This window comes from Phytoactinopolyspora halophila, from assembly GCF_003287285.1.
Lineage (GTDB): Bacteria > Actinomycetota > Actinomycetes > Jiangellales > Jiangellaceae > Phytoactinopolyspora_A > Phytoactinopolyspora_A halophila.
Map to the genome: position 1 here is coordinate 1 of NZ_QMIG01000048.1, position 24,534 is coordinate 24,534.

Genomic DNA, 24,534 nt, shown 5'->3' on the forward strand with positions numbered 1-24,534 from the left:
AACCCAGCGGCTCAACCAGCTGCTCATTGCAAGCACCGATTGAACCTGCCCATAGGTCGACTACTGTTCATGATCAGCGGGTCAAGGGGTGATCACGACGTTGGCCAGTGGCTCGCCGGCGGCGTAGCGTTCCAGCTGGTCGCGGACGAGCCTGCGGGCGCGCGGCCAGAACGCGGATGTGGGGCCGCCGACGTGGGGTGACATCAGCAGTCCCGGAACGTGCCACAGGGCGTGTCCCGGCGGCGGCGGTTCGGGATCGGTGACGTCGAGCGCAGCCCGGATCCGGCCCTCGGACAGCTCTGCCACCAGGGCGTCGGTGTCGACGATGCCACCGCGCGCGACGTTGACGAGGAGCGCGCCGTCTCGCATCCGGGCCAGGAACTCCTTGCCGACCAGCCCGCGCGTCTCGTCCGTGAGCGGGCAGATCACGATGATGACATCGCTACGGCCCACCAGCTCGGGCAGCGCGTCAAACCCGGCGACGCCATCCCGCGCCGTGCGCGCCACGCGCAGGACGTCACACTCGAACGGGACGAGACGGGACTCGATGGCCTGGCCGATCGCACCGTAGCCGACGATCAGCACGGTCTTGTCCGCCAGCGACTCATACCAGCCGAATGCCCATTCCTCGCGTGCCCGTGCCTCGACGAACGTGGGAATACCGCGCAGCGAGGCCAGGGTGAGGGTCACGGCGAGCTCGGCCGTGCTCGCGTCGTGTACGCCTCGGGCATTGCACAGGGTCAGCCCGTCGTGGAGGTAGGGCAGCACGTGCTCGTACCCGGCTGTCAGCGTCTGCACGATCTTCACGTTGGGCAGCTTGCCGATGATGTCGCCGGTGTCCGGGGCAAACGTGTACGGCATGACGTAGCACTCGGTCCGCTCCAGGACGTCGTCGGGCGGCAACTCGTCGCCGCTGTCCCACACGTGCACGTCCAGCCCGCTGGGAAAAGCGTCGCTGTTGGCCTTCGAAGGGATCAGAACTCCAGTCACGGTTTCCAACCTACCCATCCCCTCCCCCGTTGATCGCCGGCCGCCCGTCACGTCGGGTGCGGCACCTACCGCGGTGAACATGGGAGAGGGAACGCCGAGCGTGGCACGATGGGCGCGTGAACACCAGCTCTCGTCTCCGCGCTACTCCTCTCCTCGCTGCTCGTCTCACCACCGCTCGTCTCCTCGCTACCACCGCAGCGCTGACGCTCGCCCTCGCGGCATGCAGCGACACCGACGAGGAAGACACCTCGTCCGGGGACGACGACGCGACACCCACCGAAACGGACGAAACACCCGACGACACCGGGGACGAGACACCGGAGGACACACAGAAGGCAACCCCGTCACCCCCTCCCACGCCGGTCCCCGGACCGCTCGAACCCGACGAGGTCGACGACATCGTGACCGGCCTGGACGCGCCGTGGAGCATCGCTTTCCCGCCGGACGGCGGCGATCCGCTGGTCTCGCAGCGCGACGAGGGCACTATCGTGCAGGTCTCCGAGGACGGCGACGTGACCGAGATCGGCGACGTTCCCGGCGTCGAGGGCACGGAGGAGGGCGGCCTGCTCGGCATCGCCTTCGATCCGGACGCACCGGAGAACCTGTACGCCTACGCCACGATGGGTGCGGAGAACCGGGTGGTACGCACGACGTTCGACGGCGAGGAGTTCGGCGAGTTCGAGACCGTCGTCGACGGGATCTCGGCTCACCCCTTCCACAACGGCGGTCGGCTGGCCTTCGGTCCCGACGGCATGCTCTACGTGTCCACCGGCGATGCCGGCGAGGGACCGCGCGCCCAGGACCCGGACACCCCGGAGGGCGCGATCTTGCGCGTCACCCCGGAGGGCGACGTCCCCGAGGACAACCCGTTCGACGATTCGCCGGTCTATTCCTATGGTCACCGCAACGTGCAGGGGCTGGCCTTTGACGAGGAGGGCCGCTTGTGGGCCAGCGAGTTCGGCCCGGACACGGTGGACGAGCTCAACCTCATCGAGCCCGGCGAGAACTACGGCTGGCCCGAGGTCGACGGCATCGCCGGCGACGAACGGTTCGTCGACCCGGTGTACGAGTGGCCGGTGGAGGAGGCCTCACCCAGCGGGCTCGCCTACTTTGGCGAGACCCTGTTCATGGCCTCGCTGCGTGGTGAGCGGCTGTGGCAGATCCCCGTCTCCGACGAGGATGTCGCGGAACCTGCCCAGTACATCGACGACCGGGGACGGCTGCGCGACGCCGTCATCGCCCCCGACGGGACCCTCTGGGTACTGACGAACAACACCGACGGCCGCGGTGACCCGCGCGACGGAGACGACCGCATCCTCCGCGTCACCCTCGAACAGTCCGCCCCCGAATAACCACCCACCGAATGATCATGTTTGGTACGTTTTCCCGGGCCGTAACACGCCTGTAGACGTGTCACGGCCCGAGAAAGCCGTTTACCGTACGCTCTGGCGTGGCAGCCGTCTCAGGTGCACGGCCGTGGCAGCCGCAGCAGGCGAGCTGGCCATGGCAGCCGCCGCAAGCTAGTCACGCCACGTCGCGGCGAAGTGCCCGACGCCATCGCAGGGCACGTCATACACGTGGTTCGACCCGCCCTCCCAGGTCGCGTTCCCCGCGCCGTCGATCTTGACGAACTTCAGCTCCACCGTCTCGCATGCGGGCAAGGACGCCGTGACGAACCAGTCGGGATATTCCGGCGGGTGCATCGGACCGATCGCCCGATCCGGCGTCGCCTGCCACTCTCCGAGCTCCCAGGCATCACCGGTGACGTAGCAATTCTCCCCGAGGTCCGTGGTGCAATTCTCCACTTCGAACACCACCGGTACCTGCCGCCCCGACAGCACCTGCACGTCGTACTCGTTCGAGACCACGCCGTCCGCCGTCTCCACCTGCACGGCCGTGATCCCGGAGGTGACATCGGGAACGGTCAGCTCGATCTGCTCCGCGGACCAGCTCTGCACGTCGGCCGCCACGCCGCCGACGGTCACCGCGCCGGCCTGGGTGCCGAATCCCTGCCCGTCGACGACGACGGTGTTACCGGGCCTGGTGAGCGTCGGCCCCACCGAGCCCACCTGCGGCCCGGCCGGCTCACCCGACTCCGATGCCCGGTAGGACCACACCGACACCGAGCCGGCCGGCAGCTCGAAGTCACTCACGGCGCGATCGCCGCTGCCGGAACCGACCGAGATCGAGACACCGCCGAAGGACCCGGACAGATAGTCGTCGTACGTGCCTGCCGCGAGCCGCGTCTCCAGCCCGGTGATCGAGTACGACGTGTCCAGGTTCCGGTTGACAGCAACGAGGACGACGTCGTCGAAGAACTGCCGCTCGTAGATGTAGACGTCGTCGTTGATCCATCGCGACGTGTGCGTTCCGTACTGCACCGCGGGCTGCTCGCCGCGCAGCCCGGACAGCGTGGAAATCAGGTCGAACGCCGGCGTGCCGGTGTCGAACGACGACATCCACGGGCGGTTGTAGGGATCCTCGCCGCCGTCGGTGTCCTCGTGCAGATACTGCTCCGTGCCGTAGTACACGCACGGTGTCCCGCGCACGGTCAGCAGGAACGCGAGTGCCTGATGCAGCCTCGTGTGATCGTCGTTCTCCGTCAGGAACCTGCTCATGTCGTGGTTGTCCAGGAACGTGATGAGGTTCTCCGGGTAGTCGATCTCCGCATCGAGCACGCCCAGCGTGTCCCGCAGGTCGTACATGCTCGCCGAGTCGGCCGCGAACACGTCGCGCACGGTGGTGTTCAGGGTGAAGTCGAGCGTGCTGATCCCGGTCCGGTTGGTGAATCGCACGTAGTCGTCCCAGTGCGGGTCGGAAGGACCTTCGAGGTACCACTCCCCGAACGCGAAACTCGGCCCGAGGCCGTACAGGTGGTCGGCCCAGCTCTGCTGCCACCACAGCGGCATGTGCTTCACGGCGTCGACCCGGACACCGTCGACGTCGTGGCCGTCCAGCCACACCGTTGTCGCATCGCGCATGTAGCCGTCCACGAACGACGACTCCTGCCGCAGGTCGGAGAGATCGTACAGGTTGTGATACCGGACCTGGTAGCGATCGTTCCAGTCGTCGACCCCGCCGTTGTGGTTGAAGTACCAGTCCGGGTCATCGGCATAGCTCGCGACGTACTCGCCGTCGTCATAGAGCGCGCCCTGCTCGGCGTAACCGGGCGTGTCGGTGTCGTGCGGGCTCGTGTGGTTCGGCGCGAAATCGACGACCACCTTGATGCCCCGCGCGTGTGCTTCCGCGACCAGCGTGTCGAACTCCTGCCACGTCCCGAAGTGTTCTTCCGGAGCCTTGAAGTCGCGCGCCCAGTAACCGTGGTAGGCCGCACCCGCGTCGGTTTCGGCGTCGACGTTGTCCATCGGCGGGGAGATCCACAACGCGCCGACGCCCAGCTCGTCAAGGTAGTCGAGCTTCTCCGTCAGCCCGGCGAAGTCGCCACCCCAGTACATGCGCCAGTCCGTCTTGGTGGAATCGTACAGCCCCGGGCTCTTGTCCGGGTCGTTGTTGCTGGTGTTGCCGTCGGCGAACCGGTCGGTGAGGACCTGATAGCACAGGTCTCCCTTGTAGTCCGCGCTATCCGCCGTGCTGTTCACAGCGCTGCCCGCCGCGGTGTCCGCCGTGTTGCCGGTGGCGCCGTCGGTGGTGCTGGCCGCCGACGCAGCGCGTTCAGCTGGAGCCGAGGTGCTCACCGCCGCTACGAGACCGACGGTGACCGCCCCGACGAGAAGACCGCGTGGTTTCATCCTGACTCCTCTCGCGGTACCGATATCTTCACTCCCCCGCGCTCTTGTTCACGGCAACGACCACACGACGACGCCGGGTCCGTCGCCGGGAAGCGTCACCAGGCCGTCGTCGTCGGCCCGAAGTGCCGGACCATCGCCGTACACGCACTCCGCCGACGCGCCCGCCGCCATGCCCGCCGACGAACCGGCCGCCGACGAACGCGGCGCCAGCCCGAGGGGCGCGGCGGGCACGCGGGGCGGCGTCGCGGGCGCCCGGCTGGCCATGATGAGCAGCCGCTGCTCCGGGCTCTCCCGCAGGCAGGCCACGCAGTCGGCGGTGGCGCACACCCAGCGCAGACCGCCGCGTCGCAGGGCAGGCTGGGTACGCCGCAGCCGGATCAAATCGCGGTAGCGTTCGAGCGTCGCGCGATCCCACGAGCCGGGACGCTGCCACGGCATGGGCCGGCGCGCGTCCTCGCCGAACTCTCCCTCCAAGCCGATCTCGTCCCCGGCGAAGATCATCGGGATGCCGGGCAGCGTGAACAGCATGCCCGCCGCCACGGCCTGGATCGCCGGATCCCGCACGACGGTGCGGATCCGCGCCGTGTCGTGCGAGCCCAGCAGGCTCCACGAGTGGATGTACGAGCGCCAGGGCACCCGGGCGGCGAATGCCCGCATGGTGGCCACCGCCGCGGCCCCTCCCCAGCGGGGAATGTGGGTAGGCACTCCCAGGAACGGGAGCTCGACGTCCGGGTGGCGCAGCCACGACCAGATCGGCCGGGTGAACCCCGGGTAGTTCATCGCGCCGTGCCAGCCGTCCCCGAGCAGATCCGCGGAGGCGTCGTGGTTGTGCTCGGCGATCAGCAGCGCATCCGGCCGCGTCGCAGCGAGCGTGCCGCGCATCGTCCGGGCCACCTCGTGCGCGTGGTCGTCGGCGGCACGCCGGCCGGTCATGTTGGCGACGTCGACGCGCCACCCGTCCAGGGCATAGGGCGGGCGCAGCCAGCGCCCGGTGACCGATGCCGGCCCGTCGAGCAGCCGCGCCCGCAACTCCTCGCTGGAGTGATCGAACTTCGGCATCGACGGCACGTCCCACCAGCTGGTGTACGACCCGTCGTTTTCGATGTAGAAGAACGCGCGCTCGGCGCTGTCCGGGTCGTTCATGGCCGTGGTGAACCACGGATGGTCGCTGCCGCAGTGGTTCGTGGTCAGGTCGCCCATCAGCCGCCATCCCCGCTCGTGCACGGCAGCCGACAGCCGTTCCAACGCGGCGTCGCCGCCGAGCAGGGGGTCGACGCGGTCGAAGGCCGACGCGTCGTAGCGGTGGCTGGACCCGGCGGGAAAGATCGGCGTGAGGTAGAGCGTGTTGACGCCCAGGTCGGCGACGTGATCCAGGTGCTCGACAATGCCGTCCAGGTCGCCACCGAACAGTTGCCGTCCGGACATCGGCCCGTGCGGTGTCACCGGCTCGTCCCAGTCGGCCGGCTCCGCCCATTCGGGCACGTCGCGCCCGGCTGCCGCAGCCGAGCGGGCGAACCGGTCCGGATAGACCTGGTAGATCACCGCGTCCAGCGCCCAGTCCGGCGGCGCGGCGTAGGTAGTGAGCAGGAAGTCGGTGGCGTCGGGAACGTCGTGATCCACCAGCCCGGCAGCCGTGAGCCAGCGATAGCCGTCGGCGGTGGCCAGCAGGAACCGGTACGACGTCACCGGGTTGCGCATCCGCAACTCGGCCAGCCACCGGGTTCCCGCCGCGGTCCGCTGATCCGGCCTGGCCTTGGTGAACACCGGTTCCCCGTCCAATACGCTGCGGACCCACACTCCCGTGACGGGAAAGCTGTCCGGCACGTCCACGATCACCGGCACCACGTCACCCAGATCCGGTGCCTGCGTGCCGACGTAGCGAGCCGAGCCGTCATGGTGCGGTAGATCCAGCATGTCGAGCGTCATACGTGTGTGTTCATCCCTTCACTGCGCCGGCAGCCAGCCCGCCGACGATGTATTTCTGCAGGAAAAAGAAGAGCGCGACCGTCGGGATCGCCGTCAGCAGCGTCCCGGCCGCGAACAGACCGAAGTTCTGGTTCCGGTCTGCCGAGACCAGCCCGTACAAGCCGACAGCGAGCGTCTGCGCGTGCCGGTCGGTGAGAAACAGGCTGGCGATGATGAACTCGTTGATCGTCGCGATGAACGAGAGCAGCACGGTCACCGCGAGGATCGGCGACACCAGCGGGAAGATGATCTGAAAGAACACCTTCGCGTGCGAGGCGCCGTCCACGCGGGCGGCCTCGTCCAGCTCCTTCGGAACGGTGTCGAAGAAGCCCTTCATCAGCCACGTGTTCGCCCCCAGCGCTCCCCCGAGATACAGCAGCATCAGCCCCCAGATCGAGTTGAGCCCGATCACGGGGTAGTAGTTGCCGATCTCGGTGAACATGAGGAAGAGCGCGACGATGGCCAGGAAGGTCGGAAACATCTGGACCAGCAACAGGAACATCAGCCCCGGGCGCCGCCCGGTGAACCGCAGGCGGCTGAACGCGTAGGCGGCACAGGCCGACACGAAGATGCTGACCGCCGACGACAGTCCCGAGACCAGGATGGAGTTCCAGAACCAGTGCGCGAACGGCGTCGTGCGGAAGAGTTCTGTGAAGTTCTCCCCGGACACCTGCGTTGGAACCAGCTCGGACGAGCTCAGCGTGCCCACCGGGTTGAGCGCCGCCGAGACGACGAAGACGATCGGGAAGATCGCGAAACAGACGGCAGCGATCGCGAACGCGTGCCGCAGGCCGCTCTCCCAGCGGCGATCCCGTCGCCGGCGGCCGACGACGGCTACCGGTGCACCCGTTGGTGGTGCACCGGCCGTAGGGCCACCCGTCGTAGGGCCACCCGTCGTGGGCGCACTCGCGGATCCGCCCGCCGGCTGGCCGGCAGGTGCACCGCCGGGCGTCGTCGACGCGGTCATCGGTACACCTCCTCAAGCCGTCGGCTCCGGCGGAAGCCGGCCCACGAGATCAGCGCCACGATCCCGAAGATGTAGATCGACACCGCCGCCGCGAAGCCGAACTCGGCGGCCCCGCTGCCGAAGGCCAGCCGGTAGGTGTAGCTGATCAGCAGGTCCGTTGCTCCAGCCCGCGGGTTCTCCGGATCGAAAGGCCCTCCACCCGTCGTCAGGTGGATGGCGTTGAAGTTGTTGAAGTTGTACGCGAACGACGCGATCAGCAGCGGCGCCACCGCCACCATCAGCAACGGCACCGTGATCGTCGTGAAGGTTCGCCACCGGCCCGCGCCGTCGATCTCCGCGGACTCGAACATCTCGCGCGGCAGGGCCTGCAGCGCCCCCGTGCAGATGAGGAACATGTACGGATAGCCCAGCCACAACTGGATGATCAGCACGGCGAGCCTGGCCATCCACGGATCGCCCAGCCAGTCGACGTTCATGCCGAGCAACTGGTTGATCAGCCCGAAATCCCGGTTGAACAGGTCACGCCAGACCAGCAGCATGGCGAACGCCGGCATCGCGTACGGCAGCACCACCAGCACCCGATACCCGCGCCGCATCCGCAGCCGCGCGTTGTTCAACAACAGCGCGACCCCGAGACCGAGGAAGAACGTGCTGGCCACCACGACGAACGCGAACGTGACGTTCCACGCCAGGATCCCGACGAAGTAGTCGCGGATCACCGGGTCGGTGACGACCGAGAGGAAGTTGTCCGCGCCGACGACGACGCGCCAGCCCTGCGCGAGACGGTGGCCGCCCTCGCCGACGAAATATCCCTCGTCGTCGTCCGCGTACCAGACCTGCCCGGTCTCGCGATCCCGGATGCAGTCACACCCCGCGTCGTACTCGCGCACGGCGCGCAGCTCGACCGCGGCGGTGAGGCCCTGGCTGGTGATGGCGCCGTCATCGGTCGGGATCCGCATGTCGGCCAACTCGCCGCCGCGTGCGGCCAGTTGCTGGCCGGTGAGAACGGTCCAGCCGTCGGCGTCAATCACCTGTCCGGTGTCGTCGAGCTGCACCTCGGCCGGTGACACGGGTGTGACGCCGTCGTCCTCGGTGCCCAGCAGGATCTCGTCGGTGTCCGGGTCGGTGAGGAAGAACGCCAGGCGGCCGGTGGCCGGATCGTCGTCGGTCGCGACACTCAGCACGTACCGCGACGACCCCGGGACCTGCTCCAGGTTCGTGCTCTCGATCGCGGCGATCGCGTGTTCCTTGCTGCCGCGATGCGCGTCACCGTAGTTGGTGAATGCCACCTGGACGGTGTAGGCGATCGGGAACAGCTGGAACACGAGCAGCAGCAACGTGCCGGGCAGCAGGAACTTGGCCGGGAACTTGCGCTTGGACAGGTAGATCCAGAAGATCACTGCCGCGATGCCGGCCAGCAGGAGCAGCCCCAGCCAGTTCCCCGCGTCGACGAGCGGAAACGCCCCCGCCACCGCGAGCGCCAGCGCGAGGCCGAGCACCGTGACCTTCGCGACCACGGCACCCAGCGATCCGCCCGTGCGAGAGCGCAGGGCATCCCGCACCGCATCGCGCACGACGCGGGCGCGCGGCGCATTCGACCCGCCCGGGGTGCCCGGAGTCCCTGGAGTCGCCGGCGTGCCCGGAGCGCCCGGAGTCCCAGGAGTGCCCGGCGTCCCCGGCGTCTCCCTCCCCTTCGCCGTGTCCGGCCCGTGCGGCATCAGTCAGTGACCGACCGGATCGTCTCGGCCGCCGCGTCGAGTGCCGGTTCGACGTCCTCGCCGCCGACGATGGACGCCGACGCGATGCCGGCCGGCTCCCACACCGCACCCATCTCCGGGATGAGCGGCATCGGGTCCGCATCCCGCGCCGCCTCCGAGAAGCCGGCGATGTCCGGGTCGTCCGCCGAGACCTGCTCCAGCGCTTCGAGCAGCGCCGGCGGGCGTGGTTCGGACTCGTACAGCGCCAACGCGACGTCGGGCTGGCTGAAGTAGTTGGTGACGAGCTCCTGGGCCAGCGCCTTGTTCTGCCCCGCGCTGGCGACGAAGAACGCCTGGACGCCGAGGAACGGACGGGCAGGCCCTTCACCTTCGAAGCCCGGTATGGCGCTGACCTCGTAGGGAACGTCCGAGGCTCGGATGTCGGCGATCGACCACGGGCCGGTGACGTGAAACGCGGTCTCGCCATTGACGAAGAAATCGCGCGAGTTGTCACCGTCGATGCTGCGCTTCAACGCGCCCGTGCCGGACTCGCCGAGCTCGCGAATGCGTTTGAAGGCGTCGACCGTTTCCGGGCTGTCGAGTCCGAGGTCGTCGGGGTCGTACTCGCCGTCGTCGTCCCGGCCGAACAGGTAGCCACCGGCCGAGGTGACCAGCGGGTACATGTGGTACCAGTCGCCCTCCTCGCCGACCTGCAACGACATGATCTCGCTCGCCTCGCCGTCGTCGACGAGTTCTTGACCGGTCGCCACGAGTTCCTCGATGGACTCGGGAACTTCCGGGGCGAGATCGGTGTTGCGCACCAGGGCGAGGTTCTCCACCGCGTAGGGCACGGCGTAGAGCTGACCCTCGAACGTGGCCACGTCGATCGCCACCTCGTCGAAGAGCTGGCGCTGGTCTTCGCTCAGGTCGATCGGATCGATGACGCCGTTCTGCACGAAGTTCCCGATGTGATCGTGTGCCGTGACGACCACGTCCGGTCCTTCCCCCGAGATTGCCGCCTCCACGAAGCGGCTCTCCAGATCTTCGGCGATCGCCGCGACCTCCACCTCGATGCCGTACTCGTCGCCGAAACTCTCGGCGAACGGTTCGAGCACCGGCGCGCGCTGGTTGTCGGCCCAGATGAGGAGCCGGCCCTCGCTCGCGCTTTCCGGCTCGCCTTCCGCGTCGTCGTTCCCTTCATCAGAGGCGTTACCGGTGCCGCCAGCCGTGGCCTCGTCGGACGCCTCGTCGTCGCTTCCGCTGCCGCACGCGGCCAGGACCATCACCACGCCGAGCGCGACGGCTGGTAAGCCGTGACGGCTTCGTCTGCCCATCATCCGGACCCTCCTTCAGGGATGTAACATGTTTCACTCTCGTGAAATATATTCGCAGGCTAGAGGCGGGTTAGCTCGCCGTCAATACCGGTCTGGCGCATTATTTCGGTAACACTTACACTGCCCGTGGATGTAACACGTTTCGGGAAGGCGAGATGGCCAGTCTCCGACAGGTAGCGCAGCGGGCAGGCGTCAGCGTCGCCACCGCGTCACGCGTCGCCACGGGCAGCGCGGACGTCCGTGCCGACACTCGCCTGCGCGTCGAACAAGCAATGCAAGAGTTGCTCTACGTCCATCCCGGCCAGCGCTCAGCCACCGGGCTCATCGGTGTCCACGTCCCCGAACTGGTGAACCCGATCTTCCCCGCCTTCGCGCACGCGCTGGAGACCTCCGCCGCCGCTGCCGATCTGGCGTGCGTGATCTGCAACAACACGTGGCAGGACAAGCGCGAGCAGGCCTACGCCCACCAGCTCCTCGACCTCGACGCCACCGGCATGGTCTTCGTGTCCACACAGGTCACCCAGCGACGCGAGGACCACGAGCTGTTCGACCGCCTGTTCTCGCGCCGGTTTCCCGTCGTCCTCATGAACGAGATCCTCCCCTCGGCGCACGCCGGCGTCGTGCTCACCGATGAGCAGCTAGGCACGAGGCTCGCCACCGAGCACCTGATCCAGCTCGGCCACCAGCGCATCGGCCTGATGGCGCAGTCCGAGCGGCTGCCGCCGGCCAGCGAGCGCATCGCAGGGTGGCGCGGCGCCCTCGAAGCCGCCGGCCTGGCCGACTACGGAACGCAGGTCATGGCCGATTTCTCCGTCGACGGCGGGCGGGTCGCCCTGCGCTACTTCGCGGGTCTCGGAGAGCGGCGGCCCACGGCGGTGATCTGCGGGAGCGACCTGATGGCCATGGGGGTCCTGCAGGAGGCCGCTGAGCTCGGGCTGAAGGTTCCCGGCGATCTCTCCGTCATCGGCTTCGACGGCGTAGAAGCCGGGAGCTGGGCCAACCCGCCGCTCACCACCGTCGAGCACCCGATCGACGAGATGGCCCGCACCGCGATCGAGACAATCCGGGTACTCGCCGCCGAACCGGGCCGCCAGCTCCCGACGTCGGTGTTCCGGCCCTCGCTGCGCATCCGGGGTACTACCGCACCCCCGCCATCAACCCGAGCACCCGCCGCCTCAGAATGATCACCCGCGGAAACGCCCGCTTTCCGAATGATCATGTTTGGTACGTTTCCTCGGGCCATACCACGTCTGCAGACGTATTACGGCCCGAGGAAACGTACCAAACATGATCATTCGGACGTGGGGCAATGCGGAGGTGGTTCGGTCGTCGCCGCCGGCTCCGGATAGGCTGGCGAATATGGCCGAAAGCGACCGCCGCACCCGGCGCGCCCGCCACATCACCCGGCTCCAGGTGGTGCGCACCGAGTGGCTCACCCCGCACATGGTGCGCGTTGTCGCCGGTGGTCCGGGCTTCGCCGACTTCGTCACCAACGAATACACCGACCGCTACGTTAAGCTGCTCTTCCTCAGCCCGGACGTCGAGTACCCGAACCCCATGGACATCGCCGAGGTCCGCGCCTCCATGCCACCCGAGCACTGGCCGGTCACCCGCACCTACACCGTCCGCTACGTCGACACCGCCGCCGGCGAGATCGCCATCGACTTCGTGCTCCACGGGGACAGCGGCATCGCCGCACCATGGGCAGCCAGCGCCCAGCCCGGTGACGAGATCAGCTTCTTCGGTCCCAGCGGCGCCTACGCCCCCAGCCCGCACGCGGACTGGCACCTGCTGGCCGGCGACGAAGCCGCCCTCCCGGCCATCGCCTCCGCGCTCGAAGCCATGCCCGACGGGGTGCCGGTCCATGTCATCATCGAGGTTGCCGACGCCGCCGAAGAGCTCCCGCTGCCCACCAAGGCCGACGCCACCATCACGTGGCTGCACCGCGACGGCGCCCCACCCGGCGATCCCAGCCGCCTCATCGAGGCCGTCAAGGCCGACCCGTGGCTGCCCGGCACCGCTCAGGTGTTCGTTCACGGAGAGGCCGGCCTGGTCAAGGGGCTGCGCCGGTACTTCCTCGACGAACGCGAGGTGCCACGGGAGTTGCTCTCGCTGTCCGGGTACTGGCGTGCCGGGATGGTCGAGGACGACTTCCAGGCCTGGAAGAAGACCGAACGTGCCCGCGGCAGCGACGCCATTCTCGCCTGACCACACCGCGCCGCCACGCCATTCCCGCCTGACCGCACCGGCTGCCATGCCGTTCTCGCCTGACCGCACCGGCTGCCATGCCGTTCTCGCCTGACCGCACCGGCAGCGGCACACGGTAGCCTGGTGCGGATTGCTATGCCGACCAGACTGACACCACTCGCCGCCGACTCCGATCCCGACGAGCTCTACGACGCCTTCACCAGGTGGGCGGCCGAGCAGGGATTCGATCTGTACACGGCGCAGCAGGACGCCCTGATCGAACTGGTCTCGGGCTCGCACGTCATCCTGAACACGCCCACCGGTTCGGGCAAGAGCCTAGTCGCGGTCGGTGCGCACTTCGCCGCGCTGAGCACGGGCCAGCGCACGTTCTACACCGCGCCGCTCAAGGCGCTGGTTTCGGAGAAGTTCTTCGATCTCATCGAGACGTTCGGTGCCGACAACGTCGGGATGATGACCGGCGACTCCAGCGTGAACGCCACCGCGCCCGTCATCTGCTGCACGGCCGAGATCCTCGCGCAGATCGCCCTGCGCGACGGCGCGAATGCCGACGTCGGCCAGGTCGTCATGGATGAGTTCCACTTCTACGCCGATCCGCAGCGCGGCTGGGCCTGGCAAGTCCCGCTGCTGGAGTTGCCCAATACGCAGTTCCTGCTGATGTCGGCGACGCTCGGCGACGTCAGCTTCTTCGAGAAGGATTTACGACGACGCACCGGCCGCGACGTCGCCGTCGTCGCCTCCACCACCCGTCCCGTCCCCCTGACCTATTCCTACTCCACCGACTCCATCCACGAACTGCTCGACGAGCTGCTGTCCACCCACCGCGCTCCGGTCTACGTCGTCCACTTCACCCAGGCGTCCGCGATCGAACGCGCACAGTCCCTCACCAGCGTCAACGTCGCCAGCCGGGCCGAACGGGACCGGATCGCGGAAGAGATCGGCGGCTTCCGGTTCCATGCCGGGTTCGGCAAGACGCTCAACCGGCTGGTACGCCACGGCATCGGCGTGCACCACGCCGGAATGCTGCCGAAGTACCGGCGCCTGGTTGAGCGGCTCACCCAGGCCGGCCTGCTGAAGGTCATCTGCGGGACGGACACTCTCGGCGTCGGGATCAACGTGCCGATCCGCACCGTCGTGCTTTCGGGGTTGACCAAGTTCGACGGAACCAGGACCCGGCATCTCACCGCGCGGGAGTTTCATCAGATTTCCGGCCGTGCCGGGCGCGCCGGGTACGACACCGTCGGCGAGGTCATTGTCCAGGCGCCGGAGCACGTCATCGAGAACGAGAAGGCGCTGGCCAAAGCCGGGGACGATCCCAAGAAACGCCGCAAGGTCACCCGCAAGAAGCCACCCGACGGCTTCGTCTCGTGGAGCGAGAAGACCTTCCAGCGCCTCGTTGACTCCGCTCCCGAGCCGTTGACGTCGAGTTTCGCGGTGACGCATGCGATGGTCCTCGGTGTCGCCGGCCGCCCCGGCAACGCGTTCGAGGCGATGCGCACCCTGCTCACCGACAATCACGAGTCCCGTCCTGCGCAGCGACGCCACATCCGCCGGGCCATCGCCGTCTACCGGGCGCTGCTGCAATCGGGTGTCATCGAGCGCCTCGACGAACCTGACGACGATGGCCGCGTCGTCCGGCTCACCGTGGATCCGCAGTCGGATTTCGCGCTCAACCAGCCGCTCTCCCCGTTCGCCCTGGCGGCGTTCGAGCTGCTCGACCCGGAGTCGCCGAGTTACGCCCTAGACGTGCTCTCCGTCGTCGAGTCGACGCTCGACGATCCGCGTCAGGTGCTCGCCGCGCAGCAGAACAAGGCACGCGGCGAGGCAATCGCGGAGATGAAGGCCGACGGCATCGAGTACGACGAGCGCATGGAGCTGCTCGAAGACATCACCTACCCCAGGCCGCTCGACGAGTTGCTGCATGCTGCCTTCGAGACCTACCGGCAGAGCAACCCGTGGGTGGCCGACCACGAGCTCTCCCCGAAATCCGTCGCCCGCGATCTCTACGAACAGGGACGCAGTTTCGGCGAGTACGTGCGCTACTACGAGCTCGCCCGGTCCGAAGGACTGGTGCTGCGCTACCTGGCCGACGCCTATCGCGCGATGCGCCAGACCGTTCCCGACGAGATCCGCACCGAAGAGCTCACCGACCTGATCGAGTGGCTGGGCGAGCTGGTACGGCAGGTGGACTCCAGCCTGCTCGACGAGTGGGAACGGCTCCAGAATCCCGACGCGCTCGCCCGCGACGCCGGCCCCGAGACGGCAGGCGCGGCGAGCTCCGAGACGCCGCGTCCGGTGACCGCCAACCGGAGGGCTTTCACGGTGGCGGTGCGCAACGCCATGTTCCGGCGGGTGGAGCTCGCCGCACGCGAGGACTGGGACGGGCTGGCCGAACTGGACTCGGCGTCTGGATGGGACGCCGACGCCTGGGCCGACGCCCTGGAGCCGTACTTCGACGAACACGAGGACATCGGCATCGGCCCCGACGCGCGCAGCCCGAAGATGCTCCTCATCACCGAACATTCCGACCATTGGGAGATCCAGCAGATCCTGGAGGACCCCGCTGGTGATCACGATTGGCGGATCAGCGCGACGGTGGACTTCGACGCGTCGAACGAGGCCGGGCACCCCGTTATCGAGATCACCGACGCCGGCCAGCTGTGACCCGGGCGGGATCGGGTCAGGGATCGATCCCGGAGTATCCGTCGACCCTGTCAGACGAGGGCCGTACGAGTTGACCTGCTATACAGGCTTCACGATCACGGACCTCGAAAGGATACGACGAGCACCATGGACGACCTCGCCGAACCGTCGCACCAGCTCTCCGATCCCCAGGAGCTGCTACTCGGCTATCTCGACTATTACCGGTCGGCCGTCGCACGCAAGCTCCACGGCTTGCCGGAGGCTGAGCTCCGAACCAGCCGTCTGCCGTCCGGCTGGACCCCGCTCCAACTCGTGAATCATCTCCTGTACATGGAGCGGCGGTGGCTGCGGTGGGGATTCGTCGCCGAACATGTGGACGCGCCGTGGGGAGACATCGACGAGGACGATCGCTGGTACGTGTCGCCGGACGCGACCGCGGCGGAGCTCGTCGCCCGCCTGGATGAAGCCGGCGAACGTACCCGTGCGATCGCCGAGGCAGCCGATCTCGACGATCTCGCCGCCCTCGGTGGGCGCTTCCAGACCGATGCTGATCGGCCCACGCTCGCCTGGACACTCTTCCACGTCCTGCAGGAGTACGCCCGCCACGCCGGGCACCTCGATGTCGCGCGCGAACTCGCGGACGGTCAACTCGGCGAGTAGATCACGACGCCCCTTCCCCATTCCCCCTTCCCGTCGATCACTGTCTCGGGACACTCGCCGTTCGCCCCGGCGGCACTTCGACACCCAGGCGTGCGTTTATCCCCGCCACACGGCGAATTACCGCACGTTTCAGCATCGAAGTCGGTCGGACGATCGTGTCAGGGGGCTTCCCCGACGACGGAGCCGGTCCACAGGTGCACCACGGAGCCGGTCCACAGGTGCACCACGGAGCCGGTCCACAGGTGCACGTCGCGTTCCGCGACTGTCCACAAATCGGCTCACCCTGCTTTCCCCGGACGACGGCGGGCCACAAGGTTGTCTTCCATGGCACGCCGGCCCAGAACTCGACTGCCCGGAGACATATCGACGCTGCTGTGGCGAGGCGACGGGCTTCTCGACCTCCCGACGGCCCGCACCTTCGGCGTCTCGCCCGATCGGTTGCGCAGGCTGGCGCGGTCCGGACTTCTCGTGCGGCTGGCCGAGGGTGTCTACGCCTCAGCCGAGACCATGCCGCTGCTCGACGAGTGGGAACGGCACGCCTTGATGGCCCGCGCCTTCGTCCTGTCCTGCCACGATGCTTACGCCACCGGATGGTCCGCGGTTATCAACTGGGGATTGCCAACGCTGGGCCGCCCGCCCGAGCTACCTATCGTCATGCGGCCGAAGCTGGCAAGTCGAGGCACGACGTTCAGTACCTACGGACGCATCGTGACGGCAGCGCTTCCGCCGCACCATCGATGGCAACGCAGGGGGATCCGGCTCGTGAGCCAGGCGTGGGCCGCAGCCACGGTGGCGCTGAACGCACCCGTCGCTGCAGCGTTGATCGTCGCCGATGCTGTCGCCCGGCGCGAGCACGACCTCGCCGAAGCCGTGCGCCAGATGTCTCGCTGGCCAGGAGTCACCCGCGCCCGATGGGTGGCGGAGCACGCCGATCCGCTGGCCGAAAGCCCGGTGGAGACGCTCGGCCGGTTCGCCATCATCGCCGGAGGCCTGCCCCGAGCCGTGTCCAACGCATGGGTTGGCATGGAGCGACCAGAGTTCCGGGTGGACGGCCTCTGGCCATATCACCACGCAGCCCACGAGGCCGACGGGAGCTGCAAATACAACAACCGTCCCGACGCCGCCAAGGTTGTGGCTCAGGAAAAGGAACGCGAGTGGCGGTTGCGAAGGCTCGGTCTCGACATCGTCCGGTATGATTTCGCGCTCGCAGCATATCGGCGTGCTGACCTGATCCGCCGCTTTCACCATCTCCTTCGCGACAATCCGCCGAGTACGGCACCCATCCGGTGGTGGAAGCACGTTCCCGGCGTCGGTCCGGTGGAGCCGCGCCCGGGCGACTGGCCGTCGCCCTACCCGGTAGCGACCATCCTTCCTCCCGGCTGGTACGACGAACGCCGGTGACCCGACCCCGCGCTCCACCCCGCCGGCACTTCGACACCCAGGCGTGCGTTTATCCCCGCCACACGGCGAATTACCGCACGTTTCAGCATCGAAGTCGAGCGGTAGCAGGGCTTGCTTCACGCACCGGGAGACGCGTATGCATCCAGGAGGCGCTTCTCCGCTTCGGTCAACGCCAGCCGAACCGCCCCGAGCGCCACCGCGTCGTCGCCCAGGGTGGACAGCTCCAATCTCGGCACGACGAGTGCCCGCGCACCGAGGTGCCGCTGGATTCCCTCCACGATCGCACCTTCGGCCAGCGTGATCCCTCCGCCGATGATGACCAGCTCCGGGTCGAGCGCTGCCAGCACCGGCGCGAAGCCGCGCGCGAAGTGCGTGCACGCCTCGTCGATCACCGTAAGCGCGGGCTCCTCTCCGGCTGCGGCTGCCTTGAGTACCGCCACCGCATCTGGACTGTGGTGATCACCCAGGCTGCGCGCCCGGCGCAAGATCCACGACGTTCCGATGGACGCCTCCAGCGGGCCCTGGCCATCGGGCCGGATGCCCTGGGGATCCTCGTCCTCAACGTCGACGAACCCGATCTCACCGGCGGCACCGTGCGCACCGCGATGCAGGTTGCCCTGCACCAATACCGCCGCGCCCAGCCGGGAACCCCATTGCACCAGGACCAGATCGTCGACGTCGCTCCCGACGCCGTCCCAGCGTTCGGCCATCACGGCGAGATTGACGTCGTTCTCGATCTGCACGGGACAGCCGAGGTTCTTGCGCAGCAGGCGGGCGAGCTCCAGCGAGCTCCATCCGGGCACGGACGGCACCTGCACCACGCTCTCGTGCTGCTCGTCGACGATTCCCGGCGTCCCCACCCCGACAGCGGCCAGCGACGACGGCGGGATCGACGCCTCGGCCATGGCGAGCCCTATCGTCGTTTCGACGTGTTCGAGCAGGTCGGCAGGTGAGCTCAGCGGTTCCACGGCCCGGCGCACGTGGGCAACGATCGCACCGTTCAGGTCAGCTACTGCGCAGTAGATCTTGTGTGGGCCGACGTCGATTCCCACGACGTGCCGGGCGTCGGCGCGGAACCTCAGGATCCGAGCCGGCCGGCCCATCCGCGGTGACGATGCCTCGGAGGAGTCCGAGGAGTCTGCTTCTTCGACCCATCCGTCGTCGATGAGCGTCGAGACTGCGGCGGTGACCGTGGGGCGCGACAAGCCGGTCGCCGTCACCAGTTCGGTCACGCGCGCGGATCCCGTGTCGCGAAGGGCATGCAACACGGCCGCGCAATTCATGAGTCGCAGCAGCTGCGGCCCGCCACCGAGTCCAGATTGTGTCACGGCATCCCCTTGACAGTCTCATGGGATCGGAACATAGTGAAGAAAGTTTCTTATCTAAGCCTAGACGAACGGCGCAAGACCACGGCGTCCGACGTACCACCTGACCGTGTAGGAGCGACCTCATGTCGGCCATCACCGCAGCTCACAGGGTGACGGTCGGACACGAGACATCCGGAACGAGCACAAGGCGGATCACGCATCCGTCGCATCCACCGGCCCACTGAGAAACACAGGAGAATACATGTCGAAACGACTCCGCTGGATGGCACCGGTCGTGGGCGCCGTCCTGGTTCTCGCCGCCTGCGGCGAATCCGAAGATCCCCGGGATGAGCCGGAGGATCCGGCTGGCGAAGCGGACGCCGACGACGGGGATCAAGAACAAGTCGAGCTCCTCATCGAGAGCTGGCGCAACGACGACCTCGCCGTCTGGGAAGACGTCATCTTGCCGGCCTTCCACGAGGAGCACCCCAACATCCAGGTCACCTTCCAGCCGACGGCTCCGGACGAGTACGACGCGGCGCTCGAAGCCAAGCTCGAAGGCGGCACCGCCGGCGATCTGATCACCTGCCGGCCGTTTGACGTGTCTCTCGACCTGTTCGAGAGCGGGCACCTCGAATCGCTGAACGACCTGCCGGGCATCGACGAATACGGGGACGTTGCCCGCAGCGCCTGGGTCACCGACGACAATTCGGACATCTTCTGCGTGCCCATGGCGTCCGTGATCCACGGGTTCATTTACAACGCCGAGATCTTCGAGGAGCTGGGACTCTCCGAGCCCGAGACCGAGGAGGAGTTCCACGCGCTTCTCGACGAGATCGCGGCGCACGGCGAGTACGCCCCGCTGGTCATGGGCACCGCGGATCAATGGGAAGCCGCAACCATGGGATTCCAGAACATCGGCCCGAACTACTGGAAGGGTGAGGAAGGCCGGCAAGCCTTGATTGACGGCGAGGAGCAGCTCGACGACGAGCAGTACGTCTCCGTGTTCGAGGAACTCGCCACGTGGTCCGAGTACCTTCCCAGCGGCTACGAGTCAGTGACCTATCCGGACTCGCAGAACATGTTCACCTTGGGTCAGGGAGCGATCTTCCCCGCGGGTTCGTGGGAGATCGGCCTGTTCCGCGAGCAGGCAGACTTCGATATGGGCGCCTTCCCGCCCCCGCCGCCGGAGGGTCAGGACACCTGCTACATCAGCGACCACACCGACATCGGGATCGGGATGAACACCGCAACCGAGCATCCCGAGGAGACCCGCACGTTCCTCGAGTGGGTCACCACGGCCGAGTTCGCGGACCTGTACGCCAATTCCCTGCCCGGGTTCTTCCCGCTTTCCGAGCACGAGGTCGAGCTCGAGGATCCGCTGGCGCAGGAGTTCCTCGACTGGCGTGACCAGTGCGAGCAAACCATCCGCAACTCGTACCAGATCCTCTCTCGCGGGGAGCCCAACCTCGAAAACGAGCTGTGGGACCTCAGCGCACAGGTGCTCAACGGCACCATCGAACCTCAAGAGGCCGCCGAGCGTGCCCAAGACGGCCTAGAACGCTGGTACGAGCCTCACCAGTAAGCGGCTGTTCCGATACCCGGCAGGCGGTTCCCCCGAGCCGCCTGCCGGCCCAGCTTCTCGCAAGGAGCACGCATGAGCCACACACAGACCTCGGGGTCGTCCGACGGCGCCGATTCCGGTCCCGATTCCGAGGCTGTCGCGACGCACGCCGCCCCGGCCGGTGGCGCTCCCACACCCGTACGGCAGCGACGTCGTTCCCGGTTCCCGACACACCTGATCGTGTTCATCGGGCCGGCGTTCGCCATCTACACGGTTTTCATGATCTACCCGCTGCTCGACTCGATGCGGTTGAGCCTGTACGGCGCCGAAGCGGGCGACCAGATCTTCGTGGGTTTGGACAACTTCCTGCGGCTGCTCACCGATGACATCATGTCGAGCAGGTTCTGGAACGCGGTATGGAACAACCTGCTCTTCTTCGCCGTCCACTTCTTCGTCCAGAACCCGATCGGGCTCCTGCTCGCCGCGCTCCTCGCCTCGTCGACACTGCGCGGGCGCACGTTCTACCGGACCGTCATCTTCATCCCGACGACTCTCAGCGTGGTCATCGTCGGGTTCATCTGGCAGCTCATCCTCAGTCCCCTGTGGGGATTCGTGGAGACACCACTACTGGGCCAGTCCAGCACCGCCTTGCTGACCCTGTCGCTGATGTCGGTCTGGCAGTATGTCGGGATTCCGATGATCCTCTTCTACGCGGTGCTGATCGGCATTCCCGAGGAGCTCGTCGAATCGGCCCGGGTGGATGGAGCCACGGGCTGGCAGGTCTTCTGGCGGATCAAGTTCCCCCTGGTGCTGCCGACCGTCGGCGTCGTGTCGATCATCACCTATATCGCGAACATGAACGCGTTCGACCTCATCTATACGGTCAAAGGCGCGCTTGCCGGCCCAGACTTCGCCACGGACATCATGGGGACCTTCTTCTTCCGCACGTTCTTCGGCTTCCAGCTGCAACGCGGGTCAACCACCATGGGAGCGACCGTGGCCACGATGATGTTCCTGCTCATCCTCGCCGGGGTCCTCCTGTATTACTTCTCCTGGCATCGCCGGGTCGAGCACTATGAGCTATGAGGGGAAGCCAGTGAGCACCGTCGACACCAGTGACAGCGCCCGCAAGGCGGCGCCGGCCCGCAGGTCAGCAGCGGGGACGCCCCGGCCCGGAAGGATCAAGGCGCTGGTCCCGCACGCGATACTGATCGTCTATCTGCTCATCGCCTGCGGCCCGATCGCGCTGATCATCATGAACTCGTTCAAGTCGCGCCAGGCGATCTTCGACGAGCCGTTCACACCGCCCACGTTCGACACGTTCGACACCGTCGGATACGGCACCGTGTTCGAACGTTCGCGGTTCGAGCTGTACTTCTTCAACAGCTTCGTCATCACGGTGGTATCGGTGATCCTCGTCCTGGTGTTCGGTTCCATGGCCGCGTTCGCGCTGGCCGAATACCGGTTCCGGGGTGCGGCGATGGTAGCCCTCTACCTGGCGCTCGGCATCATGATCCCGATCCGGCTGGGCACCGTCGGGATTCTCGAACTGCTGGTGGATCTGGGCCTGGTCAACTCGCTCACCGGAATGATCTTCGTGTACACGGCGATGGGCCTGCCTCTGGGGGTATTCGTCCTCACGACGTTCTTCAAACAGGTGCCGCGTGATCTCAAGGACGCCGCCCGCATCGACGGCGCCAGCGAATACCGCGTCTATGGCATGACCGTGCCGCTCATCCGCCCCGGCCTGGCCGCCATCGGAATCTACACCATGTTGCCGATCTGGAACGATTTGTGGTTCCCGCTGATCCTCGCCCCGGCCGAGCAGGTGCGCACCGTGACGTTGGGCGCCCAGGCATTTCTTGGCCAATTCGTCACCGATTGGAACGCCGTGCTGGCGGTACTGACCCTGGCGATGCTGCCCATGATGGCGCTGTATCTCATCTTCTCCCGGCAGTTCGTCCGAGGTCTCACGGGAGGGGCCATCAAATGAACCCGGCACCGGAGAAGCCACCGCCACCACCGCCGCCGGGCCGGAGCTCCACCTACCGGATCGGCATCGTCGGCGCGGGCTTCATGGGATCCGTGCACGCGGCAGGCTGGGCCGCCTGCGACGGCGCCGAGCTCACCGCGATCATGTCGAGTCCCCAGAACCCGCCCAACGAGCTGGCCGCACAGTACGGGATGCGCGTGTGCACGGGCCTCGACGAGCTGCTCGGCGAGGTCGACGTCGTCGACGTGTGCGCACCCACGCACCTGCACCACGACATCGTCCTCGCCGCGGCAGCCGCAGGACGGCCGGTCATCTGCGAGAAGCCGCTCGCCCGCACCCCGGCGGACGGTGAACAGATGATCACCGCCTGCCGCGATGCCGGCGTGCCGCTGCTGGTCGCGCACGTCGTGCGGTTCTTCCCGGAGTACGCCGCCGCGCACGCGTCCGTCCTCGACGACGCGATCGGCCGTCCCTCCGTCATCCGGCTCTCGCGCGCCACGTACCTGCCGTCAAAGCCGGACGGTGATTGGCTCGCCGACGACGAGCTCTCCGGCGGCCTGGTCCTGGACCTGATGGTCCACGACTTCGACTATGCGCGGTGGGTCGCCGGTGACGTCGCCACCGTGCATGCCCGCAGTGTCCGCGCATCGCGCCCCGAGGCGGGCACGGACCACGTCCTTGCGATCATGAAACACCGCTCCGGAGCGATCAGTCACGTGGAAGGGTCATGGGCACATCCGCCGCCGACGTTCCGCACGCGGGGCGAGATCGCCGGGACACGCGGCCTGCTCGAATTCGACTCGGACCGCACTGCGCCCGTCCGCGCATCACTGCGGTCCACCGCGCCCGCCAGCGCCGTCCCGCTACCGTCCAGCCCGCTGGCTGAACCGCCGCACACCACCCAGCTCCGGCACTTCCTGGCCGTACTCGACGGCACCGCCGAACCGGTGGTGACCGCCGACGACGGCCTGGCGGCGCTGCGCATCGCCAGCGCAGCCGCGGACTCCATCGTCACCGGCCGGCCGGTACCCGTGGAGGTTGCATCATGAGAGTGGGATTCCTCTCGCCGGCCCACGTGCACGCCGATGCCTACGTCGCGAACGTGCGCGCCGCCGGAGCCGACGTCGTCGGCGTGACCGACGACGACACGAAGCGCGGCGTGCGCTGGTCGGCCGAGCACGGCGTGCCGTGGATGGGCTCGGCCGATGAACTGTTCGACGCCGGCGTGGATGCCGTCGTCGTGTGTTCCGAAACCGCTCACCACCGCAAACACGTCGAGCGTGCCGCCGCCGCAGGTGTCGCGGTGCTCTGCGAGAAACCGCTGGCCACCACGGAGGACGACGCCCGCGCGATCGTCGACACCTGCACCCGGTCCCAGGTGACCCTCATGACCGCGTTTCCCATGCGGTTCAGCCCGCCGCTGCGCGAAGTCGCGTCGACCATCGCCAGCGGGACGATGGGGCGGCTGTACGCGTGCACCGGAACGAACCAGGGCGAACTTCCCCTGCATCACGGCGCGTGGTTCGGCGATCCCGTCCTGGCCGGCGGCGGCGCGCTGATGGATCACACCGTCCACGTCGCCGACATCTTGCGCTGGTATCTGGGTCAGGATCCGGTCGAGGTCTACGCGGTGACCAACAACCTCCTGCATCGCGAGGCCACGCCCGTCGAAACCGGTGCGCTGGTGATGTTGACGTATGCCGACGGCTTCTTCGCCACCATCGACGCCAGCTGGAGCCGGCCGCCGGCCTATCCGACGTGGGGCGGGCTGACCGTCGAGTTCGTCGGCGAGCACGGCGTCGTCGACGTCGATGCGTTCAGCCAGCAGTTGACCATCTACGGCGGAACGCAGAACCAGCTGAGCTGGCTCCCGTGGGGCTCCGATGCCAACCAGGGGCTGATCGACGAATTCCTCGCGGCCGTGCGCGAGCGCCGCACGCCGGCGGTGACCGCCGACGACGGCCTGGCCGCCACCCGTGTCGCGCTGGCCGCCTTGCGCTCAGCCGAGACCGGCGCACCCATCCCCTTCTCCCGCTGATCATGAACACTAGGCGACCTA

Annotated in this window: 18 protein-coding genes; 11 read left to right on the forward strand and 7 right to left on the reverse strand. The window is 67.6% G+C overall.

The annotated features are described in order from the left end of the window. Positions 1–81: 81 nt before the first annotated feature. Positions 82–990 (reverse strand): 2-hydroxyacid dehydrogenase, encoded by a 909-nt coding sequence (locus DPM12_RS21920; protein ID WP_211659231.1) that lies wholly within the window; start codon positions 988–990, stop codon positions 82–84. 116 nt (positions 991–1,106) lie between these two features. On the opposite strand from DPM12_RS21920, the gene DPM12_RS21925 reads away from it, so the two are divergent. Next, positions 1,107–2,342: a PQQ-dependent sugar dehydrogenase gene (locus DPM12_RS21925; protein ID WP_112260484.1), complete on the forward strand. Its 1,236-nt coding sequence runs from the start codon at positions 1,107–1,109 to the stop codon at positions 2,340–2,342. Between the two features lie 168 nt (positions 2,343–2,510). Here the strand turns inward: DPM12_RS21925 and DPM12_RS21930 are convergent, their stop codons facing one another. Genes DPM12_RS21930 through DPM12_RS21950 form a run of 5 tightly spaced genes read right to left on the reverse strand, consistent with a single transcriptional unit; the run spans position 2,511 to position 10,702 of the window. Next, positions 2,511–4,739 carry an alpha-amylase family glycosyl hydrolase gene (locus tag DPM12_RS21930; RefSeq protein ID WP_112260485.1) on the reverse strand — a complete coding sequence of 743 codons (2,229 nt, stop codon included), beginning with the start codon at positions 4,737–4,739 and terminating at the stop codon, positions 2,511–2,513. Between the two features lie 48 nt (positions 4,740–4,787). After that, on the reverse strand, positions 4,788–6,653 hold the full coding sequence (locus DPM12_RS21935) for a glycoside hydrolase family 13 protein (protein WP_112260505.1): 1,866 nt from the start codon (positions 6,651–6,653) through the stop codon (positions 4,788–4,790). A gap of 22 nt (positions 6,654–6,675) precedes the next feature. Next, positions 6,676–7,671, reverse strand: coding sequence for a sugar ABC transporter permease (locus DPM12_RS21940; protein ID WP_112260486.1), 996 nt, complete (start codon positions 7,669–7,671; stop codon positions 6,676–6,678). After that, positions 7,668–9,389, reverse strand: coding sequence for an ABC transporter permease subunit (locus DPM12_RS21945; protein WP_112260487.1), 1,722 nt, complete (start codon positions 9,387–9,389; stop codon positions 7,668–7,670). Before DPM12_RS21945 ends, DPM12_RS21940 begins: the two co-directional genes overlap by 4 nt. After that, positions 9,389–10,702: a sugar ABC transporter substrate-binding protein gene (locus DPM12_RS21950; RefSeq protein WP_112260506.1), complete on the reverse strand. Its 1,314-nt coding sequence runs from the start codon at positions 10,700–10,702 to the stop codon at positions 9,389–9,391. Before DPM12_RS21950 ends, DPM12_RS21945 begins: the two co-directional genes overlap by 1 nt. Positions 10,703–10,857: 155 nt before the next feature. On the opposite strand from DPM12_RS21950, the gene DPM12_RS21955 reads away from it, so the two are divergent. From DPM12_RS21955 to DPM12_RS21975, 5 genes are all read left to right on the forward strand, one after another. After that, complete coding sequence (locus DPM12_RS21955) at positions 10,858–11,886, forward strand: LacI family DNA-binding transcriptional regulator (protein WP_112260488.1); 1,029 nt, start codon at positions 10,858–10,860, stop codon at positions 11,884–11,886. Positions 11,887–12,061: 175 nt separating this feature from the next. Then, on the forward strand, positions 12,062–12,910 hold the full coding sequence (locus DPM12_RS21960) for a siderophore-interacting protein (RefSeq protein WP_112260507.1): 849 nt from the start codon (positions 12,062–12,064) through the stop codon (positions 12,908–12,910). Positions 12,911–13,045: 135 nt separating this feature from the next. Further along, positions 13,046–15,571, forward strand: coding sequence for a DEAD/DEAH box helicase (locus tag DPM12_RS21965; protein ID WP_112260489.1), 2,526 nt, complete (start codon positions 13,046–13,048; stop codon positions 15,569–15,571). A gap of 126 nt (positions 15,572–15,697) precedes the next feature. Continuing rightward, a complete protein-coding gene (locus DPM12_RS21970) occupies positions 15,698–16,210 on the forward strand; it encodes a DinB family protein (protein ID WP_112260490.1) in 513 nt (170 codons plus the stop codon). Between the two features lie 324 nt (positions 16,211–16,534). Beyond that, positions 16,535–17,611: a type IV toxin-antitoxin system AbiEi family antitoxin domain-containing protein gene (locus tag DPM12_RS21975; protein WP_112260491.1), complete on the forward strand. Its 1,077-nt coding sequence runs from the start codon at positions 16,535–16,537 to the stop codon at positions 17,609–17,611. Between the two features lie 116 nt (positions 17,612–17,727). Here DPM12_RS21975 and DPM12_RS21980 read toward each other — a convergent pair whose 3' ends face one another. Continuing rightward, positions 17,728–18,939 (reverse strand): ROK family transcriptional regulator, encoded by a 1,212-nt coding sequence (locus tag DPM12_RS21980; protein WP_211659233.1) that lies wholly within the window; start codon positions 18,937–18,939, stop codon positions 17,728–17,730. 241 nt (positions 18,940–19,180) lie between these two features. On the opposite strand from DPM12_RS21980, the gene DPM12_RS21985 reads away from it, so the two are divergent. From DPM12_RS21985 to DPM12_RS22005, 5 genes are all read left to right on the forward strand, one after another. Continuing rightward, entirely contained in the window at positions 19,181–20,503 is a 1,323-nt protein-coding gene (locus DPM12_RS21985; protein WP_112260493.1) for an ABC transporter substrate-binding protein, read from the forward strand. A 72-nt stretch (positions 20,504–20,575) separates the two neighbouring features. Then, on the forward strand, positions 20,576–21,568 hold the full coding sequence (locus DPM12_RS21990) for a carbohydrate ABC transporter permease (RefSeq protein ID WP_112260494.1): 993 nt from the start codon (positions 20,576–20,578) through the stop codon (positions 21,566–21,568). Between the two features lie 10 nt (positions 21,569–21,578). Continuing rightward, a complete protein-coding gene (locus tag DPM12_RS21995; protein ID WP_211659234.1) occupies positions 21,579–22,475 on the forward strand; it encodes a carbohydrate ABC transporter permease in 897 nt (298 codons plus the stop codon). Continuing rightward, positions 22,472–23,524 carry a Gfo/Idh/MocA family protein gene (locus DPM12_RS22000; RefSeq protein WP_112260496.1) on the forward strand — a complete coding sequence of 351 codons (1,053 nt, stop codon included), beginning with the start codon at positions 22,472–22,474 and terminating at the stop codon, positions 23,522–23,524. The genes DPM12_RS21995 and DPM12_RS22000 overlap by 4 nt, the downstream gene beginning before the upstream one ends. Further along, positions 23,521–24,513, forward strand: coding sequence for a Gfo/Idh/MocA family protein (locus tag DPM12_RS22005; RefSeq protein WP_112260497.1), 993 nt, complete (start codon positions 23,521–23,523; stop codon positions 24,511–24,513). The genes DPM12_RS22000 and DPM12_RS22005 overlap by 4 nt, the downstream gene beginning before the upstream one ends. The last annotated feature ends 21 nt before the right edge of the window (positions 24,514–24,534 follow it).

Coding starts and splice junctions, on each gene's coding strand:
- DPM12_RS21930 (WP_112260485.1), bottom strand. CDS start 4,739: ATGAAACCACGCGGTCTTCTCGTCGGGGCGGTCACCGTCGGTCTCGTA.
- DPM12_RS21935 (WP_112260505.1), bottom strand. CDS start 6,653: ATGCTGGATCTACCGCACCATGACGGCTCGGCTCGCTACGTCGGCACG.
- DPM12_RS21940 (WP_112260486.1), bottom strand. CDS start 7,671: ATGACCGCGTCGACGACGCCCGGCGGTGCACCTGCCGGCCAGCCGGCG.
- DPM12_RS21945 (WP_112260487.1), bottom strand. CDS start 9,389: ATGCCGCACGGGCCGGACACGGCGAAGGGGAGGGAGACGCCGGGGACG.
- DPM12_RS21950 (WP_112260506.1), bottom strand. CDS start 10,702: ATGGGCAGACGAAGCCGTCACGGCTTACCAGCCGTCGCGCTCGGCGTG.
- DPM12_RS21955 (WP_112260488.1), top strand. CDS start 10,858: ATGGCCAGTCTCCGACAGGTAGCGCAGCGGGCAGGCGTCAGCGTCGCC.
- DPM12_RS21960 (WP_112260507.1), top strand. CDS start 12,062: ATGGCCGAAAGCGACCGCCGCACCCGGCGCGCCCGCCACATCACCCGG.
- DPM12_RS21965 (WP_112260489.1), top strand. CDS start 13,046: ATGCCGACCAGACTGACACCACTCGCCGCCGACTCCGATCCCGACGAG.
- DPM12_RS21970 (WP_112260490.1), top strand. CDS start 15,698: ATGGACGACCTCGCCGAACCGTCGCACCAGCTCTCCGATCCCCAGGAG.
- DPM12_RS21975 (WP_112260491.1), top strand. CDS start 16,535: ATGGCACGCCGGCCCAGAACTCGACTGCCCGGAGACATATCGACGCTG.
- DPM12_RS21985 (WP_112260493.1), top strand. CDS start 19,181: ATGTCGAAACGACTCCGCTGGATGGCACCGGTCGTGGGCGCCGTCCTG.
- DPM12_RS21990 (WP_112260494.1), top strand. CDS start 20,576: ATGAGCCACACACAGACCTCGGGGTCGTCCGACGGCGCCGATTCCGGT.
- DPM12_RS22000 (WP_112260496.1), top strand. CDS start 22,472: ATGAACCCGGCACCGGAGAAGCCACCGCCACCACCGCCGCCGGGCCGG.
- DPM12_RS22005 (WP_112260497.1), top strand. CDS start 23,521: ATGAGAGTGGGATTCCTCTCGCCGGCCCACGTGCACGCCGATGCCTAC.